General features: G+C 70.1%; 13 protein-coding genes. 10 read left to right on the forward strand and 3 right to left on the reverse strand.

The genetic code is table 11. From position 1 onward, the window contains the following. Window positions 1–73 precede the first annotated feature (73 nt). From yajC to Vlu01_RS16530, 5 genes are all read left to right on the forward strand, one after another. Window positions 74–412 carry a preprotein translocase subunit YajC gene (gene yajC / locus Vlu01_RS16510; protein WP_204000166.1) on the forward strand — a complete coding sequence of 113 codons (339 nt, stop codon included), beginning with the start codon at window positions 74–76 and terminating at the stop codon, window positions 410–412. 266 nt (window positions 413–678) lie between these two features. Further along, on the forward strand, window positions 679–2,577 hold the full coding sequence (gene secD, locus Vlu01_RS16515) for a protein translocase subunit SecD (RefSeq protein WP_204000169.1): 1,899 nt from the start codon (window positions 679–681) through the stop codon (window positions 2,575–2,577). A gap of 1 nt (window position 2,578) precedes the next feature. After that, the gene (gene secF, locus Vlu01_RS16520) at window positions 2,579–3,769 is read left to right on the forward strand and encodes a protein translocase subunit SecF (RefSeq protein WP_204000173.1); all 1,191 of its coding nucleotides are present in this window, start codon (window positions 2,579–2,581) and stop codon (window positions 3,767–3,769) included. Window positions 3,770–3,874: 105 nt separating this feature from the next. Further along, the gene (locus Vlu01_RS16525) at window positions 3,875–4,441 is read left to right on the forward strand and encodes an adenine phosphoribosyltransferase (protein WP_204000175.1); all 567 of its coding nucleotides are present in this window, start codon (window positions 3,875–3,877) and stop codon (window positions 4,439–4,441) included. Between the two features lie 195 nt (window positions 4,442–4,636). After that, window positions 4,637–7,072, forward strand: coding sequence for a RelA/SpoT family protein (locus Vlu01_RS16530; protein ID WP_204000422.1), 2,436 nt, complete (start codon window positions 4,637–4,639; stop codon window positions 7,070–7,072). Between the two features lie 197 nt (window positions 7,073–7,269). Here Vlu01_RS16530 and Vlu01_RS16535 read toward each other — a convergent pair whose 3' ends face one another. Next, the gene (locus tag Vlu01_RS16535; protein WP_204000177.1) at window positions 7,270–8,103 is read right to left on the reverse strand and encodes a peptidylprolyl isomerase; all 834 of its coding nucleotides are present in this window, start codon (window positions 8,101–8,103) and stop codon (window positions 7,270–7,272) included. A gap of 64 nt (window positions 8,104–8,167) precedes the next feature. Further along, on the reverse strand, window positions 8,168–9,109 hold the full coding sequence (locus Vlu01_RS16540; protein WP_204000179.1) for a peptidylprolyl isomerase: 942 nt from the start codon (window positions 9,107–9,109) through the stop codon (window positions 8,168–8,170). Between the two features lie 244 nt (window positions 9,110–9,353). On the opposite strand from Vlu01_RS16540, the gene Vlu01_RS16545 reads away from it, so the two are divergent. Together Vlu01_RS16545 and hisS are read left to right on the forward strand one after the other, a co-directional pair. Beyond that, window positions 9,354–10,073 (forward strand): MBL fold metallo-hydrolase, encoded by a 720-nt coding sequence (locus Vlu01_RS16545; RefSeq protein WP_204000181.1) that lies wholly within the window; start codon window positions 9,354–9,356, stop codon window positions 10,071–10,073. Window positions 10,074–10,164: 91 nt separating this feature from the next. Beyond that, window positions 10,165–11,493 carry a histidine--tRNA ligase gene (hisS, locus tag Vlu01_RS16550; protein WP_204000183.1) on the forward strand — a complete coding sequence of 443 codons (1,329 nt, stop codon included), beginning with the start codon at window positions 10,165–10,167 and terminating at the stop codon, window positions 11,491–11,493. A 97-nt stretch (window positions 11,494–11,590) separates the two neighbouring features. On the opposite strand, the gene Vlu01_RS16555 is transcribed toward hisS, so the two are convergent. Further along, window positions 11,591–12,421 carry an SGNH/GDSL hydrolase family protein gene (locus Vlu01_RS16555; RefSeq protein WP_204000186.1) on the reverse strand — a complete coding sequence of 277 codons (831 nt, stop codon included), beginning with the start codon at window positions 12,419–12,421 and terminating at the stop codon, window positions 11,591–11,593. 246 nt (window positions 12,422–12,667) lie between these two features. Here Vlu01_RS16555 and Vlu01_RS16560 point away from each other — a divergent pair, with 246 nt between their 5' ends. The 3 genes from Vlu01_RS16560 to aspS all read left to right on the forward strand — a co-directional run bounded on the left by Vlu01_RS16560 (window position 12,668) and on the right by aspS (window position 16,467). Continuing rightward, window positions 12,668–13,720 carry a S1 family peptidase gene (locus Vlu01_RS16560; protein ID WP_204000189.1) on the forward strand — a complete coding sequence of 351 codons (1,053 nt, stop codon included), beginning with the start codon at window positions 12,668–12,670 and terminating at the stop codon, window positions 13,718–13,720. Between the two features lie 102 nt (window positions 13,721–13,822). Beyond that, window positions 13,823–14,464, forward strand: a complete 642-nt coding sequence (locus Vlu01_RS16565) for a hypothetical protein (protein ID WP_204000192.1) — start codon at window positions 13,823–13,825, stop codon at window positions 14,462–14,464. A gap of 197 nt (window positions 14,465–14,661) precedes the next feature. Further along, window positions 14,662–16,467, forward strand: a complete 1,806-nt coding sequence (aspS, locus tag Vlu01_RS16570; protein WP_204000195.1) for an aspartate--tRNA ligase — start codon at window positions 14,662–14,664, stop codon at window positions 16,465–16,467. Window positions 16,468–16,482: the final 15 nt, after the last annotated feature.

Raw genomic sequence — 16,482 nt, forward strand, 5'->3', positions numbered from 1 at the left:
ACAGGACGTGCAAATCCGCCTCCGCTCCGGTGCCAACGCGCCGGCCCGGCGGCCAATGGGAAGGTCGACAACCGTGCAATACGCAGCAGATGGCGGCGGAGCGGGAGGCTTCACGCCGATCCTCATGATCGCTCTGCTCTTCGGCGTCATGTACTTCATGATGATCCGTCCGCAGCAGAAGCGCCGCCGCGAGGCCGAATCGATGCAGGCCAACCTCTCCGCGGGCGACGAGGTGGTCACCATCGGCGGGCTCTACGGCACGGTCACCGGTGTCGAGGACGACAGCGTCCTGCTGGAGGTCGCTCCCGGAGTGCAGACCCGCTACGCCCGGCCGGCGATCGCCCGGGTGGTCACCCCGGCGGAGCGGCCGGTCGAGGCGACCCCCGAGGAAACCGACTCGGTCAAGGACTGACGTCGAGTCCCGTCCGGGTCGCCGGCCCACCGGCAGCTCGGACGGGGCATCCGCCCGCGTCCCCGGGTGGGTGTCATCCTCGAACTGCGCATTGAGATAATTGGATAGCAGGCCGCCGGCTCGTACCCGGTCTACGCGCCCGCGCCGACCACCCGAGGCGGCGGCACCAGCCCGGGCACCGTCGGGAGGCAGGCCGTCGGCCCGGGGATTCCGGCCGACCCGCCGCCGCGCCCGCGGCGGCGTGACCACAGGGAGACAGGACAGCCGTGGCACCACCTCAGGGACAGATGCGCCCGGGACGGCAGTTGGCCGTACTCGGGGCCATCTTCGTCGTCCTTTATCTTTTGGTGTTTTTCTCGGGCGGTGCCAGCGGTAGCTGGAAAGATCGGCTCGAACCCCGCCTCGGTCTTGACCTGGTCGGTGGCACCCGGCTGACGCTGGAGGCCACCAACACCCTGGACGGCCGGGCTCCGACGGCCGACAACCTGGAGCGCGCCCGCCAGATCATCGAGAGCCGGGTCAACGCGTACGGCGTGGCCGAGGCCGAGGTGGTCACCGAGGGCGACCGCAACATCGTCGTCTCCCTGCCCGGCGAGAACCGCGAGCTCAACGAGGTCGGGAACGCGGCCGAGCTGCGGTTCCGCAAAGTGCTGAAGATCGTCGATGGCAGCGGGTCGATCCCGTCACCGGCGCCGACCGAGAGCCCCGAGGCGACCCCGTCGGGCACCGCGAGCCCGCAGGCCACGCCATCAGGCACCGCGAGCCCCACGCCCGATGCCGAGGCCAGTTCGTCCCCGTCAGCCAGCGCCGGTGGTCAGGGCGGTGGCGCCCCGACGCCGACGCCCTCGGAGAGCCCGTCGCCCACCCCGTCGGCCACGGCGAGCGAAGAGGTGACGCAGAGCGTCGAGGAGCAGCGCCGCGCCGTCGAGCAGAAGGTCGGTGCGGAGGCGTGGGCCGCCGCGAGCGGTTTGCAGGCGCCGGCCGACCTGAGCGCCGACCCGTCGCTGGCCGAGAAGCTCAAGCCGTTCGGTGAGCTGAGCGGGCGCGAGGTCGCGGTGCTGCCGGCGCTGATGCAGTTCAACGTGCCGACGATCAGCTGTGTTCAGCTCGACGACCGGCCTCCGGCGTCCATCTCCGACCCGGACCAGCAGGTCGTCGCCTGCGAGGGTGGCTACGCCAAGAACCTGTTGGACGTGGCCAAGGTGCTCGGCACCGACGTCTCCGACGCCAACGCGGTGCGTGACCAGACCAGCCAGTGGGTGGTCAGCCTGAACTTCACCAGCTCCGGCCAGCAGAACTGGACCGCGCTGACCCGCGAGGCGTTCAACAACGAGGGCCAGGCCTGTGACGCCTCCGCGCTCGGCGACGAGGGCAAGTGCCGGGTCGCCGTGGTGCTGGACAACGAGATCATCTCGTCGCCGCAGATCCAGGGTGTGCTCACCGGCAACTCCCAGATCACCGGTAACTTCAACAACGCTGAGGCCAGCGAGCTGGCCGGTTACCTGAGCTACGGTGCCCTGCCGGTCACCTTCGAGGCGCAGGAGCAGCAGAACGTCACCGCCACCCTGGGCGCCAGCCACCTGCGGGCCGGTCTGCTCGCGGCCGGTATCGGCATGCTGCTGGTCATCATCTACTCGTTCTTCTACTACCGACTGCTGGGCTCGGTGATCTTCCTGAGCCTGATCCTGTCGGCGCTGCTGCTCTTCGGCGCCCTGGTGGTGCTCGGCCGGCAGATCGGCTTCACGCTCACCCTCGCCGGCATCGCCGGCATCATCGTCTCGCTCGGTGTGGCGGCGGACTCGTTCGTCATCTACTTCGAACGACTCAAGGACGAGATCCGGGAGGGGCGCAGCCCGCGCAGCGCGGTACCCCGGGCCTGGATCCGGGCCCGCCGCACGATCATCTCCGCCAACGCGATCACGATCATGTCGGCCGTGGTGCTCTACGTCGTCTCGGTCGGCACGGTGAAGGGCTTCGCCTTCGCCCTGGGCCTGGCGACGGTGCTCGACCTGCTCGTGGTCTTCCTCTTCCGGCATCCCATCATGACGATGTTCGCCCGAACCAAGGCGTTCCTGTCCCCACGGGTCAGCGGCCTGGGCCGGGCTCTTCCCGCCCGCCCGTCGGAGCAGGCTCAGCCCCGCAACCAGCGTGTCAAGGAGGCCTGAGATGGCTGAGACTGGTCTGGCAGCCCGCCTCTACCGAGGTGAGGCCGGCCTCAACATCGTCGGCCGACGCAAGGTGTGGTTCACCATCGCCGCCGTGCTGGTGGCGGTCGCGCTCGGCAGCGTCATCTTCCGCGGCTTCAGCCTCGGTATCGAGTTCGCCGGCGGCAACTCGTTCCAGGTCCCGACCAGCGTCGGCACCCTGGAGCAGGTGGAGCAGCGCGCGGGCGAGGTGATGGCCAGCACCGTCGAGGGCGGCAAGGTGGTCACCACCCAGCAGGTCGGCGGGGGCGGTGGCGAGTTCTACGAGCTGCGCACCACCGAGCTCGACTCCGAGCAGGCCGAGGCGGTCCGGCTCGAGTTGGGGCGGGTGTTCAACGTCGACCCGGCGGAGATCGCGAGCAACCGGGTCAGCGAGGCCTGGGGCAGCCAGGTGACCAACCGGGCACTGCTCGGTCTGGTGATCTTCCTTGCGCTGGTGACCGTATACCTGGTGCTGCGCTTCGAGTGGCAGATGGCCGCGGCGGCCGTCTTCTCGCTGGTGATGAACCTGTTCCTCACCGCCGGCCTCTACTCGATCGTCGGGTTCGAGGTGACCCCGTCGACGATCATCGGATTCCTCACCATCCTGGGCTTCGCCCTGTATGACGTGGTGGTGGTCTTCGACAAGGTGCAGGAGAACACCCGAGGGATCACCGCGAACAACAACCAGACGTACGGTGAGGCCGCCAACCTGGCGGTCAACCAGAGCCTGATGCGGTCGATCAACACCTCGGTCGTCGCGCTGCTCCCGGTCGGTGGCATCCTGTTCATCGGTGCCGGCCTGCTCGGCGCGGGCACCCTGAAGGACCTCGGTTTGGTGCTCTTCGTCGGTATGGCGATGGCCTTCATCACCTCGATCACGCTGGCCACCCCGCTGCTGGTGGTGCTGAAGAACCGCGACCCGCGGTTCATGGCGCACAACAAGCGGGTGCAGGCCCGGCGGGCCACGGTTGGCCGGGGTGAGACTCCGGCCAAGGCGGCTGACACCCCCAGCCCGGCCGAGCGTGCGGAGGAACCGGTCACTGCGGAGGCCGGCGCCCTCGCCGGTGCCGCCGCGCCCAAGGTGGGCGCACGACCGGCGGGTAAGCGTTCCGGCGGCGCCCGGGGCGGGCGTCCTGGCGGCAACCGTCCGGGCGGCGGAAAGCGACGCTGAGGACGCCGGGGACCACCTGGTAGGAACAGGTATCGGCGGCGTCCTGCATGCTGTGCGAGCAGTGTGCGGGACGCCGCCGTCGTGTGGAAGGGAAGCGGAACTGCCGTGACGGAGACCCACAGCATCGGGGTACGCGGAGACAGCGGGCCGGAGGTGGCCCGGCTGGTCGCCAGCCGGGTGCTCGACGTGCCCGATTTCCCCAAGCCCGGCGTCATGTTCAAGGACCTGATGCCGTTGTTCGCCGACGGTGACGTCTTCCGGGACGTGATCGACGGGATCGTCGCGTACCACGGGCGGGAGTCCTTCGACACCGTGGTCGGCATCGAGGCGCGGGGGTTCGTGGTCGCCGCCGCGATCGCGTACGCCACGGGAGTCGGGGTGGTGCCGGTGCGTAAGGCCGGCAAGTTGCCCCGGCCGGCCTACGCCGCCTCCTACGAACTGGAGTACGGCGAGGCCACCCTCGAGGTGCACCAGGACGCCTTCACGGCGGGTCACCGGGTGCTGGTGGTCGACGACGTGCTCGCCACCGGTGGCACGGCGGCGGCGACGCTGGACCTGGTGGAGCAGGCGGGTGGCACGGTGACAGGCTTCACTGTGTTGCTGGAGTTGTCGTTCCTCGGCGGGCGTGACCGACTGGCTCCGCGTCCCGTGCATGCCCTGTTGACCGTTTGAGTCGATGGTGGCTCCGGACGGGCCCGGCACGGTCCGTCCGGCGGAGCGGCACGGCACCCCCGGTGGGGGTAGCATTGCCCATTGCTGACCGGGCGGTGACCCGCCTGTGCGGCGTCAGACCAGACCGGCCGACGCACGGTCGGTTCGTCCCGGCGAGCGGTGAGGAGGCCGGTGTCCCACGAGGTCGTCCCTCCGGTGGAGGGCACGGTGCATCCGACAGGTGACGCGGAGGGCTCGTTGACCGGCCGTAACGGCGCCGCACCGGCGTCGGGTGGCGGGTCCGGCACGGCGCAGCCGACCGGTGAGAGCCTTCCTCCGGCCGTCGGTGCCGGCGATACTGGTGATTCCTCGGCGGCCGGTGGATTCGCCCTGTCTCACGCGCCCACCGGGCGGCGGGTCCGGGCACGGCTCGCCCGGTTCAACGCGCCATGGCAGTCGTCGCAGGTCAGCGAGGTGCTGGAGCCGCTGATCGCGTCGCATCGGGAAAATCACCCCAAGGCTGACGCGCGGTTGTTGCAGCGGGCCTTCGACACGGCGGCGCGTTGGCACTCCGGCCAGTACCGCAAGTCCGGCGACCCCTACATCACCCACCCGCTCGCGGTGGCGACCATCCTGGCGAACCTGGGCATGGACACCACCACCCTGGTCGCCGCGCTGCTGCACGACACCATCGAGGACACGGAGTACTCCCTCGACCAGATGCGTGCCGACTTCGGTGGCGAGGTCGCCCTGCTGGTCGACGGCGTCACCAAGCTCGACAAGGTCAAGCTCGGTGATGCCGCCAAGGCGGAGACCATCCGCAAGATGGTCGTCGCCATGGCCAAGGACCCGCGCGTCCTGGTGATCAAGCTGGCCGACCGGCTGCACAACATGCGTACCCTGACCTTCCTGCCCCGACCGAAGCAGGAGCAGAAGGCGAAGGAGACGCTGGAGATCCTCGCCCCGCTCGCGCATCGCCTCGGTATGAACACCATCAAGTGGGAGCTGGAGGATCTGGCCTTCGGCACCCTGTTCCCGAAGCGGTTCGAGGAGATCAATCGGCTGATCGGGGAGCACCAGCCGCAGCGGGAGGCGTTGCTGCGCCAGGTGACCCAGAAGGTGCAGACCGACCTGAAGGCCGCCAAGATCAAGGCGGAGACGACCGGGCGGCCGAAGCACCTCTACTCGATCTACCAGAAAATGATCGTGCGGGGGCGGGACTTCAACGACATCTACGACCTGGTGGGTGTGCGGATTCTGGTCGACACGGTGCGGGACTGCTACGCGGCGCTGGGGGTGATCCACGCCAACTGGCAGCCGGTGCCGGGCCGGTTCAAGGACTACATCGCGATGCCGAAGTTCAACATGTACCAGTCGCTGCACACCACGGTGATCGGGCCGACCGGCAAGCCGGTGGAGATGCAGATCCGCACGTACGCGATGCACCGCACGGCGGAGTTCGGTATCGCGGCGCACTGGAAGTACAAGGAGCACAAGGGCACCCAGATCGTCGGCCCGCCGGCGCACATCGACGAGATGACCTGGCTGCGGCAACTGCTGGACTGGCAGCGGGAGGCGGCGGACCCGAGCGAGTTCCTGGACGCGCTGCGCTTCGACCTGTCCAGCCAGGAGGTGTATGTCTTCACCCCGAAGGGCGACGTGATCCCGTTGCCGACGGGGTCGACGCCGGTGGACTTCGCGTACGCGGTGCACACCGAGGTGGGGCACAAGTGCATCGGGGCGCGGGTCAACGGCAAGCTGGTGCCGTTGGAGTCGACGCTGTCCAACGGTGACGTGATCGAGATCTTCACCTCGAAGTCCGACACGGCCGGCCCGACGCAGGACTGGCTCGGCTTCGTGAAGAGCCCCCGGGCGCGGACGAAGATCCGGCAGTACTTCAACAAGGAGCGCCGCGAGGAGGCGATCGAGGAGGGCAAGGACGCGATCGTCAAGGCGATGCGGAAGCAGGGCATGCCGTTGCAGCGGATGCTCACCTCCGACAACCTGATGGCGATCGCCCGGGATCTGCATCTGCCCGACGTGGCGTCGCTGTACGCCGCGGTCGGCGACAGTCAGGTCTCCGCCCAGTCGGTGGTGCAGAAGCTGATGGCTTCCTACGGCGGTGAGGAGGGCGCGGCGGAGGACATCGCCGAGACCGCCGTGGCCACCCGGCCGCCGCGCAGCCGCTCCTCCAGCCACGACCCGGGTGTGGTCGTCCGTGGCGTCAGCGATGTGTGGATCAAGCTGGCCCGCTGCTGCACTCCGGTCCCGCCGGACTCGGTCTTCGGTTTCGTCACCCGCTCCGGCGGGGTGAGCGTGCACCGTGACGACTGCGCCAACGCGGAGGACCTGCGCGCCCAGGGCGAGCGGGTGGTCGAGGTGAACTGGAAGCTCACCTCCGCCTCGACGTTCCTGGTGGCGATCCAGGTGGAGGCGCTCGACCGGCACAAGCTGCTCGCGGACGTCACCCGGGTGCTCTCCGAGGAGCGGGTCAACATCCTCTCCGCCACCGTCACCACCACCCGCGACCGGGTGGCGGTCAGCCGGTTCAGCTTCGAGATGGCCGACCCCAAACACCTGGGCCACCTCCTCGCCGCCGTCCGCAAGGTCGACGGCGTCTTCGACGCCTACCGCGTAACCTCCGGCGCCTAACCCCACCCCCCTGCTCCCCCTGTCCCCCCCTCCCACCCCCCTGTCCGGGTTGATCATGAGGTTGTTGTCGCGGCACCGGCGTGTCGCGGGCAATAACCTCATGATCGACGGCTTCAGGGGGGAGGGGGGAGGAGGGGGGAGGGGGAAGGGGAAGCGCCCGCCGGGGTGGTCGGCGGGCGCTTCGGGTGGTGCGGGGGTTAGGCCTCGGTCATGGTGAGGTCGGTGATGATGACCTCCTTTTTCGGGTGGCCGCCGCCGGCCTGCTGGGCGAACGCGGCGTCGTCGCCGGCCTCCGCGACCTGCTTGACGATGTCCATGCCGCCGGTGATGGTGCCGAGGACCGTGTAGTTCGGGTCCAGCGGCGAGTCGCCGTACACGATGAAGAACTGGCTGCCGCTGCTGGACGCCTGGCCGGAGTTGGCCATCGCGATGACGCCCTCCGGGTACGGCGGCCGCTTGTCGGTCGGCAGGTTCTCCTCGGCCATCCGGTAGCTCGGGCCGCCGGTGCCGTCGGTCTCGCGCCAACCCTCGCCGGTGGCGCTCGGATCGCCGCACTGGAGCACCTTGATGCCCTCGGTCACCAGCCGGTGGCACTTGGTGTTGTCGAAGAAGTCCTTCTCGGCCAGGTGCGTGAAGCTGCCCGCCGTGCACGGCACCGCGGACCTGTCAATCCGGGCGGTGATCGGGCCGAGGTTCGTGGTGATCGTCATGGTCTGGACGCCGACCTTGCTCTGCTCGGTCGGCGGCAGCCCGACGTCCTTGACCTGCGGGGTCCGTTCGGCCCCGGCCAGCTCCACCCAGTCGCACTGCACTGAGTTCGCGCCCTGGGCCGTGTTGTCGCTGCCGCTGTCGTCGCCGAGCATGTTGCTGGCCAGCCAGGCCGTGCCGGCGACCACCAGCAGCAGGGCCACGCCGACCCCGACGACCGCCTGCGTCTGGCGGCGCTTACGGGCCCGAGCGGCCCGCTCGGCCATCTCCTTCTCGAGCCGGGCGCGGGCCGCCGCGCGCTGCCGCTCTCTGGTGGACGTCACGCCTCGATCCTCCTGGACTGTATGTGGTTGCCGCTGTGGTGGGGTGGGCCCGGCCATCCGGTGGTCAGCCGGCGCTGGCGCTGGCCTCGGGCGCGCCGGAGGCTTCCGGACTCGGCGTGCCCGAGGGAGCCGGATCGGCGGTCGACGCCGGGTCCAGCACTGGTTCGCCGACGGTCAGGCTCTGGATGACCACGTCGTCGTCCTCCGGCTTGACCTTCTCCCCGGCCCCATTGTCCACGGTCGGCAGGGCACCGATCTTCTCGACGACGTCGAGGCCCTCGGTGACCCGGCCGATGATCGGGAACTTCGGCTCGGCGGTGGTGAAGTCCTTGAAGAAGATCAGGAACTGGCTGCCGTTGGCGCCCGGCGGGTTCGCGATCATCGCGACCGTGCCCTTCGGGTACGTCGGTGGCTCATCCGGTGACGGACTCGCCTCCGGCGACGGGCTGGCCTCCGGTGACGCGCTCGCCTCCGGTGCGGTGGGCACGTTCTCGTCGTAGAACGAGTAGGCCGGGCCGCCCATACCGGTGCCGCTGGGGTCGCCACAGCGCACCGCGCCGTCGGCGGTGATCTCGTGGCACTTGGTGTTGTCGTAGAACGACTGGCTGGCCAGGTGGGCGATGCTCGCCGCGGCGCACGGGGCGCTCGCGAGATCCAGCTCCACGGAGATCGGCGAGCCCTGGTTGGTGGTGATCGACATCGGCCGGACGCCGGTGACCGGGAGCCCGGTGGTGGGGGGCTCGCCGACATCCTTGAGGTTGCTGTTGCCCTCGGTGTTCTGCGGGGTCCAGAGGCAGACCTCGTTGGTCGCGGTGTCCTCCACCGGTTCACTGTCGAACGCGCCGAGTGCCCACGCCGAGCCGGCGACGACCAGCGCGAGGATCAGGACGGAGCCGACGCCGGCCTGGATCCGTCGGCGACGACGGAGGGCGGCGGCCCGCCGGGCCATCTGCCGGTCGAGCTTGGCCCGCGCCAGTTTGCGCTGCCGGTCCCTGCTGGAAGCCACCCGTGCTCCCCTTCCTCTACCCTGGTCGTGACCCGGTGGTCGTGTACCTGTCGGGCGGCAGGTGCGCCACGCCACACGCCCGCCAGAGTGTACGGGTACCGACTGGGAAAGTGGTGTACGAGGTCGGTGCCCATCTTCATCGGGATTCGTCAGTGCCTCACCCGGTGCCGGTGGGTCGGGCGGTCCGCGGCGTGACGCCGGTAGGCTGCCCGGTGAGGATGCCTCGACGGAAAGGGGAGCGGACGTGCTCGTGGCCGGCTTTCCCGCGGACGCCTTCGGCACCAACTGCTACGTGGTCGCCGCCGGGCCGGGGGAACAGTGCGTGGTGGTCGACCCCGGCATCGGGGTCATCGACCGGCTCGACGCGCTGCTCGCCGAGCATCGTCTGCACCCGGCCGCAGTGCTGCTGACCCACGGCCACCTCGACCACACCTTCTCGGTGGCACCGGTCTGCGGGGCGCGGGGGATCACCGCCTACGTGCACCCCGATGACCGGGAGTTGCTGGCGGATCCGACGAAGGCGTTGTCGATGGACCTCACGCAGCTCTTCGGCGGGCGGCTGCCGTACGCCGAGCCCGAGGACGTGGCCGAGCTGACCGACGGTACGACGCTCGCCCTCGCCGGGCTGGAGATCACCGTCGACCACGCGCCCGGCCATACCGGCGGGTCGGTGCTCTTCCGGCTGCCCGGCGCGGGCTCGCCCTGGGAGGCGGAGCAGATCTGCCTCTCCGGTGACGTGCTCTTCGCCGGCTCGATCGGCCGCACCGACCTGCCGGGCGGCAGCATGCCGACGATGCTCACCAGCCTGCGGGACAAGATCCTTCCGCTGGCCGACGACACCGTCGTACTGCCCGGCCACGGCCCCGAGACCACCATCGGCCGTGAGCGCGCCACCAACCCGTACCTCGCCGAGGTGGCGGGGATGGGCGGCGCGCGACCGGCGGCACCCACCCGCGGCCTGTAGCGGTCGCGTACCGAAAACTCACCGCGCCCGATCGCGCGGGATCGCCACCAGACCCTGCCGCGCCGCGACGCGGCTGCCGAGGGAGTACGCCATGAGCAAGCCCACGCCCATCTCCGGTTTCCCGGAGTGGACGCCCGCCCAGCGGATGATCGAGCAGTTCGTGCTCGACCGGATCCGCGCCACCTTCGAGCTGTACGGATTCGCGCCGCTGGAGACCCGGGCCGTCGAGCCGTTGGACCAGCTGCTGCGCAAGGGGGAGACCTCCAAGGAGGTCTACGTGGTCCGGCGACTGCACGGCGACCCGGACGGCCCGGCCGGGGACGACACCCTCGGCCTGCACTTCGACCTGACCGTGCCGTTCGCCCGGTACGTGCTGGAGAACGCCGGCACGCTCAACTTCCCGTTCCGCCGCTACCAGATCCAGAAGGTCTGGCGCGGCGAGCGACCGCAGGAGGGGCGCTACCGCGAGTTCCTCCAGGCCGACATCGACATCGTCGACCGGGACACCCTCGCGCCGCAGCACGAGGCGGAGATGCCGCTGGTCATCGGCGACGCGCTGCGTTCGTTGCCGATCCCGCCGGTACGCATCCAGGTCAACACCCGCAAGATCTGCGAGGGCTTCTACCGGGGTATCGGGCTGACCGATCCGGAGGCGGCGCTGCGGGCGGTCGACAAGCTCGACAAGATCGGCCCGGCCGGGGTGGCGGAGCTGCTGACGACCACGGCGGGGGCGAGTGAGGCGCAGGCCAAGGCGTGCCTGGCGCTGGCCGAGATCTCCGCGCCGGACGCCTCCTTCGCCGACGCGGTACGGGCGCTCGGGGTGAGTCACCCGCTGCTCGACGAGGGCGTCGAGGAGTTGGTCCGGGTGGTGGAGACCGCAGCGGCGCACTCGCCCGGCCTCTGCGTGGCGGACCTGCGCATCGCTCGCGGTCTGGACTACTACACCGGCACCGTCTACGAGACGCAGATGATCGGGTACGAGCGGTTCGGCTCGATCTGCTCCGGCGGGCGGTACGACAACCTGGCCAGCGCCGGAAACGTCCGCTTTCCCGGGGTAGGCATCTCGATCGGGGTGACCCGGCTGCTCGGTCTGCTCTTCAACGCGGGCGCGCTGTCGGTGTCGCGGGAGGTGCCGACCTGTGTGCTGGTCGCGGTGACCAACGAGGATCTGAGGACGGCCAGCAACTCGGTTGCCGAGGCGCTGCGTTCCCGGGGCATCCCGACCGAGGTGTCGCCGAGCGCGGCCAAGTTCGGCAAGCAGATTCGGTACGCGGAGCGCCGGGGCATCCCGTACGTCTGGTTCCCGGGTGTGGACGGCGCCGCGGACGAGGTCAAGGACATCCGTTCCGGCGAGCAGGTCCCCGCCTCGGCGGGGGAGTGGAACCCTCCCCGCGAGGACCTCAAGCCACTGGTGAGCTGAGTCCGTGCCCCCGCGATCTCGCCCGTCGTCGGCCGCCGTGGGGGTACGGCGGCGTGACGCGACGCAGGCGGCGAGATCGCGGGGGTGACCGGGCGGGCTACCAGGCGAAGCCGGCGGGGTAGGAGACGCTGGCCAGGACCTGCTGGCCGGTGGTGTTGGGGTGGAAGTAGTCCCAGCCGGAGAGCTGGGCGAGGGTGAACGGGTAACCGAAGACCGCGTTGCCGTCGTACCGGCAGTTCGACCCGTACGCGGCGCAGGCCGCCGCGAGCTGACCGTTGAAGTCGATCACCCGCTGGCGGACCCGGTTGCGCCGGTCGACGTCCGCCTGGGCGGTGGAGGTCGGGTTGACCAGGATGGACTGGCAGATGCCAAAGACCGACCAGGCGGTACGGGCGCTGGCGCTGCCCTTGCCGACCGACCAGAGCCGGTGCACGTCCGGGATGCTGATCACGAAGATCTTGGCGTTCGGCAGGCCCGTCTTCAGCCGGTTCAACGCTGAGTCGATGTTGGCGCGGAAGGTCGCCGGTGAGGTCATCGTCGACTCCGAGCCGGTGCAGGCGTCGTTCGCGCCGATCAGGATCGTCACGTAGCCGACGCCCTGGCTGATCGCGGTGCCGGCCTGGCCGTACAGGTCGGCCGACTTCGCGCCGGTGCGGGCGGCGTTGTGGTTGCGTCCGTTGATGGCCGGGGCGATCCGGCGGATACGCAGGTAGTGACCGTTGACGGTGGCGTCGTCGCCGGTGCTGAACGAACGGCTGGTGCAGTCGACGTACCACCCGCAGGCGTTGAAGCCACGGGTGATGGAGTCGCCGAGGCTGGCCATCGAGGTGGGCGGTGGGCCGGGGTCGGCCGTCGCGGGGCTGGTGACGAGCAGGACGAGGGCGGTGACGCCGGCGAGGGTGGCCAGCGTACGTCGGACGAGGGTCATGGTGGCCTCCGGTTCACGGGTGCCGGACAGCGGCGGTTACCGGAGCGTATAGATGACTTTCTGTGTCCACAATGTTGCGCTGGAGTTACCTGGGGCCGGCGGGTGAATTCGGGCAAACAGGGGTCTTGCTTACGATCTTAAATATGTGAATACTTTCCCTCGCTTGGCCATTTCCCCAGGTGGCCGAGTTGCCCCCGCTCCTGTCGGCATGACAGGGCCCTCAACCCCCAAACGGGAGGCTGTTACATGCGACCCACAAGGTCAATGCTGCGTCGAGTCGTCACCGTCGCTGCGGCCGGAACCCTGGTCGGCGGCCTGCTGGCCGGCGCGCCCGCGCAGGCGGCACCCGGATCCGCCTCACCCGACGCCGCCGCCGCTCTCGCCGAGCGTCTCGGTGACCGCGCCGCCGGTGCCTACGCCGACGCCGCCGGCAAGATGGTCGTCGCCGTCACCGACGCCGTCGCCGCCCGCCAGGTGGCCGCCGCCGGTGCCACCCCCAAGGTGGTCAAGCGCGGCGCCAAGGAGCTGAACCGCGCCACCGCCGAGCTGGACCGCTCGGCCGCTGTCCCCGGCACCGCGTGGTGGGTCGACCCGGCCACCAACCAGGTCGTCGTCTCCGTGGACAGCACGGTGACCGGCGCCAAGCTGGAGCGGGTCAAGGCCGCTGCCGCGCGCACCAACGGCGCGGTGCGCATCGAGGCCGAGGCCGGGGTGCTGAGCACCCGCATCTCGGGTGGCCAGGCCATCTACGCCCAGGGCGGCGGGCGCTGCTCGCTCGGCTTCAACGTCCGGGCCGGCAGCACCTACTACTTCGTCACCGCCGGGCACTGCACCAACATCGCCGCGAACTGGTACAGCAACTCGGGCCAGACCTCGCTGCTCGGCTCCCGTACCGGCAGCGTCTTCCCGGGCAGCGACTACGGCATCGTGCGCTACAGCAACCAGAGCACCGTGCAGCCGGGCAACGTCTCCCTCTACAACGGCAGCTTCCGCGACATCACCGGCGCCGCCAACGCGTACGTCGGACAGTCGGCGCAGCGCTCGGGCAGCACGACCGGTCTGCGCAGCGGCTCGGTGACCGCGCTCAACGCCACCGTCAACTACGCCGAGGGCCAGGTGCGCGGCCTGATCCGCACCAACATCTGCGCCCAGCCCGGTGACAGCGGCGGCTCGCTGTTCAGCGGCGGCACCGCGCTCGGCCTGACCTCCGGCGGCAGCGGCAACTGCTCCACCGGTGGCACCACCTACTTCCAGCCGATCATGCCGGTGCTGAGCCGCTACGGCGTCAGCGTGTACTGATCCCTGCGTACGGGAGAGTTTTCTCTGCCCGCGGGCCGCCGGATTCCTCCTCCGGCGGCCCGCACTCTGTTCGGCTTCGGTGCCATCACGTACGGTCATTCAATGGTCGTACGATTCCTGGCGCAGCTGCGCCCGCTGGTCGTCGTGGCTGGACAGCTGTTCACGTGGCTGCTGCTCGTCGTGGACGCGCGTCGCGAGTGGAGCCCCTCCTGGTTCGTCGGGCTGCTCCTGCTGCTCGGCGCGCTCGCGGCGATACCAGCGGCAGTGGTCGGCGAGCCTGAGTTCCGGCTGATCGCCCTGGTCACCTACGCCATCGGCGCCGGTATCGTGGCTCTGGCCCTGTACGACACGGCGGACAAGCGGGCGCTGTGGGTGTACGCCCTGACCGCCCTCGGCGCGGTGGCCCTGCCGACGAGTCGACCGGCGATCGGTCGGGCGACCGTGACCGGTGTGGCGGTGGCCCTCCTGCTCACCATCGGCGTATCGGCTCCAGCCCTGGCCTGGAGTGGTGGGTCGCCCGAGGTGACGGTCTGCGTGGCGTCGGAGGAGGCCCTCGACGAGCTGGTGCGCGAGGGCCGCCGCTTCGACCCCCGGCACGCGATCGCTGGCTTCGGACTGACCGAGTCGGGTCCGCCCTGCTTCGAGGTGCTCTTCGATCCCGGTGCCACCGCTGGTGACGCCGACGACGTGGCACGCCGCTACTCCGTGGACCCGATGGTCGTCTCCGTGAGCCGTACCCGCTGACGGACGGACTGACGCCCGAGGTGGGGCGCTCGCCGGTCCTGCTCAACCGCTCCCGCAAACGTCAGCCCGACCTGGTGTTAGGAAGGGCCCCTTCCTCTACCGCAGGCGTTAACAAGGGGCCCTTCCTTACACCCGGGGAACGGGGCGGGGCAGAATGCGGGAGCACAGACGTTGAGCAGACGAGGGAGACGCACGTCGTGATCCGTACCCATGACGCCGGCAGCCTGCGCGCGACGGACGCCGGCACCACGGTGACGTTGGCCGGGTGGGTGGCCCGCCGGCGCGACCACGGCGGTGTCATCTTCGTCGACCTGCGCGACAGCTCGGGCGTGGTGCAGGTGGTCCTCCGCGAGGAGGACGCGCACGCGCTGCGTAACGAGTATTGCGTCACCGTGGTCGGTGAGGTCACCCGGCGGCCCGAGGGCAACGAGAACCCGGAGCTGCCCACCGGTGAGATCGAGGTGACGGCGGCGCAGCTGGAGGTGCTCTCCGAGGCCGCGCCACTGCCGTTGCCGGTCGACGACCAGGTGGTGGCGGGCGACGACGTCCGGCTCAAGTACCGCTACCTCGACCTGCGTCGCGGCGGCCCGGCCCGGGCGATGCGGCTGCGGTCGCGGGCCAACCAGTTGGCCCGCTCGGTGCTGCACGAGCGGGACTTCCTGGAGATCGAAACCCCGACGCTGACCCGGTCCACGCCGGAGGGGGCACGCGACTTCCTGGTCCCGGTGCGCCTGCAACCGGGCAGCTGGTACGCGCTGCCGCAGTCGCCGCAGCTGTTCAAGCAGCTGCTGATGGTCGGCGGTATGGAGCGTTACTACCAGATCGCCCGCTGCTACCGCGACGAGGACTTCCGCGCCGACCGGCAGCCGGAGTTCACCCAGCTCGACATCGAGATGTCCTTCGTCACCGAGGACGACGTGATCGATCTCGGTGAGGCGATCGTCGCCGCCCTCTGGTCCGATCTGGCCGGCTACCAGATCCCCCGGCCGATCCCGCGCATCACCTGGCACGACGCGATGGCCCGGTACGGTTCGGACAAGCCGGACCTGCGCTACGGCGTCGAGCTGACCGAGCTGACCGACTACCTGCGCGGCACCCAGTTCCGGGTCTTCGCCGCAGCGATCGACGCGGGCGGCTACGTCGGCGCCGTGGTGATGCCCGGTGGCGCGTCGCAGAGCCGCAAGGAACTGGACGGCTGGCAGGACTGGGCCAAGGCGCGTGGCGCCAAGGGCCTGGCGTACGTGGTGCTCGACGCGGAGACCGGCGAGGCGCGTGGGCCGGTGGCGAAGAACCTGTCGGCCGAGCATCTGTCCGGACTGGCCGACGCGGTCGGCGCGAAGCCGGGCGACGCGATCTTCTTCGCCGCCAGCGGGCAGACCCGTGAGGCACAGGAGCTGCTCGGTGCGGCCCGGATCGAGATCGCGCGGCGGGCCGGCCTGATCGACGAGAACGCCTGGGCGTTCTGCTGGGTGGTCGACGCGCCGATGTTCGAGAAGACGGACGAGGGTGGGTGGACCGCCGTGCACCACCCGTTCACCTCGCCGAACTCCGAGTGGGTGGACCGGTTCGAGGAGGCCCCGGACCGGGCCTTGGCGTACGCGTACGACATCGTCTGCAACGGCAACGAGATCGGCGGCGGCTCGATCCGTATCCACCGGCGTGACGTGCAGCAGCGGGTCTTCGACCTGCTCGGCATCACGCCCGAGGAGGCGCAGGACAAGTTCGGCTTCCTGCTGGAGGCGTTCAGCTACGGCCCGCCGCCGCACGGCGGTATCGCGTTCGGTTGGGACCGGGTCTGCATGCTGCTCGCCGGCGCCGACTCGATCCGCGAGGTGATCGCCTTCCCGAAGACCCGGGGTGGCTTCGACCCGTTGACCGGTGCCCCCACCCCGATCACCGCCCAGCAGCGCACCGAGGCCGGCATCGACGCCAAGCCCAAGCCCCAGGCGGCCCCCCACACCGGCACCGCCGGCCCCGCCGCCCCGGTAGCCGACCCCACCTGACCCACCCGGCCGACC

It is taken from the genome of Micromonospora lutea (genome assembly GCF_016863535.1).
Lineage (GTDB): Bacteria > Actinomycetota > Actinomycetes > Mycobacteriales > Micromonosporaceae > Micromonospora > Micromonospora lutea.

Excerpts from the sequence above, each read along its gene's own strand:
- secF (WP_204000173.1), top strand. The coding sequence starts at position 2,579 with ATGGCTGAGACTGGTCTGGCAGCCCGCCTCTACCGAGGTGAGGCCGGC.
- hisS (WP_204000183.1), top strand. The coding sequence starts at position 10,165 with ATGAGCAAGCCCACGCCCATCTCCGGTTTCCCGGAGTGGACGCCCGCC.
- Vlu01_RS16555 (WP_204000186.1), bottom strand. The coding sequence starts at position 12,421 with ATGACCCTCGTCCGACGTACGCTGGCCACCCTCGCCGGCGTCACCGCC.
- Vlu01_RS16560 (WP_204000189.1), top strand. The coding sequence starts at position 12,668 with ATGCGACCCACAAGGTCAATGCTGCGTCGAGTCGTCACCGTCGCTGCG.
- Vlu01_RS16565 (WP_204000192.1), top strand. The coding sequence starts at position 13,823 with ATGGTCGTACGATTCCTGGCGCAGCTGCGCCCGCTGGTCGTCGTGGCT.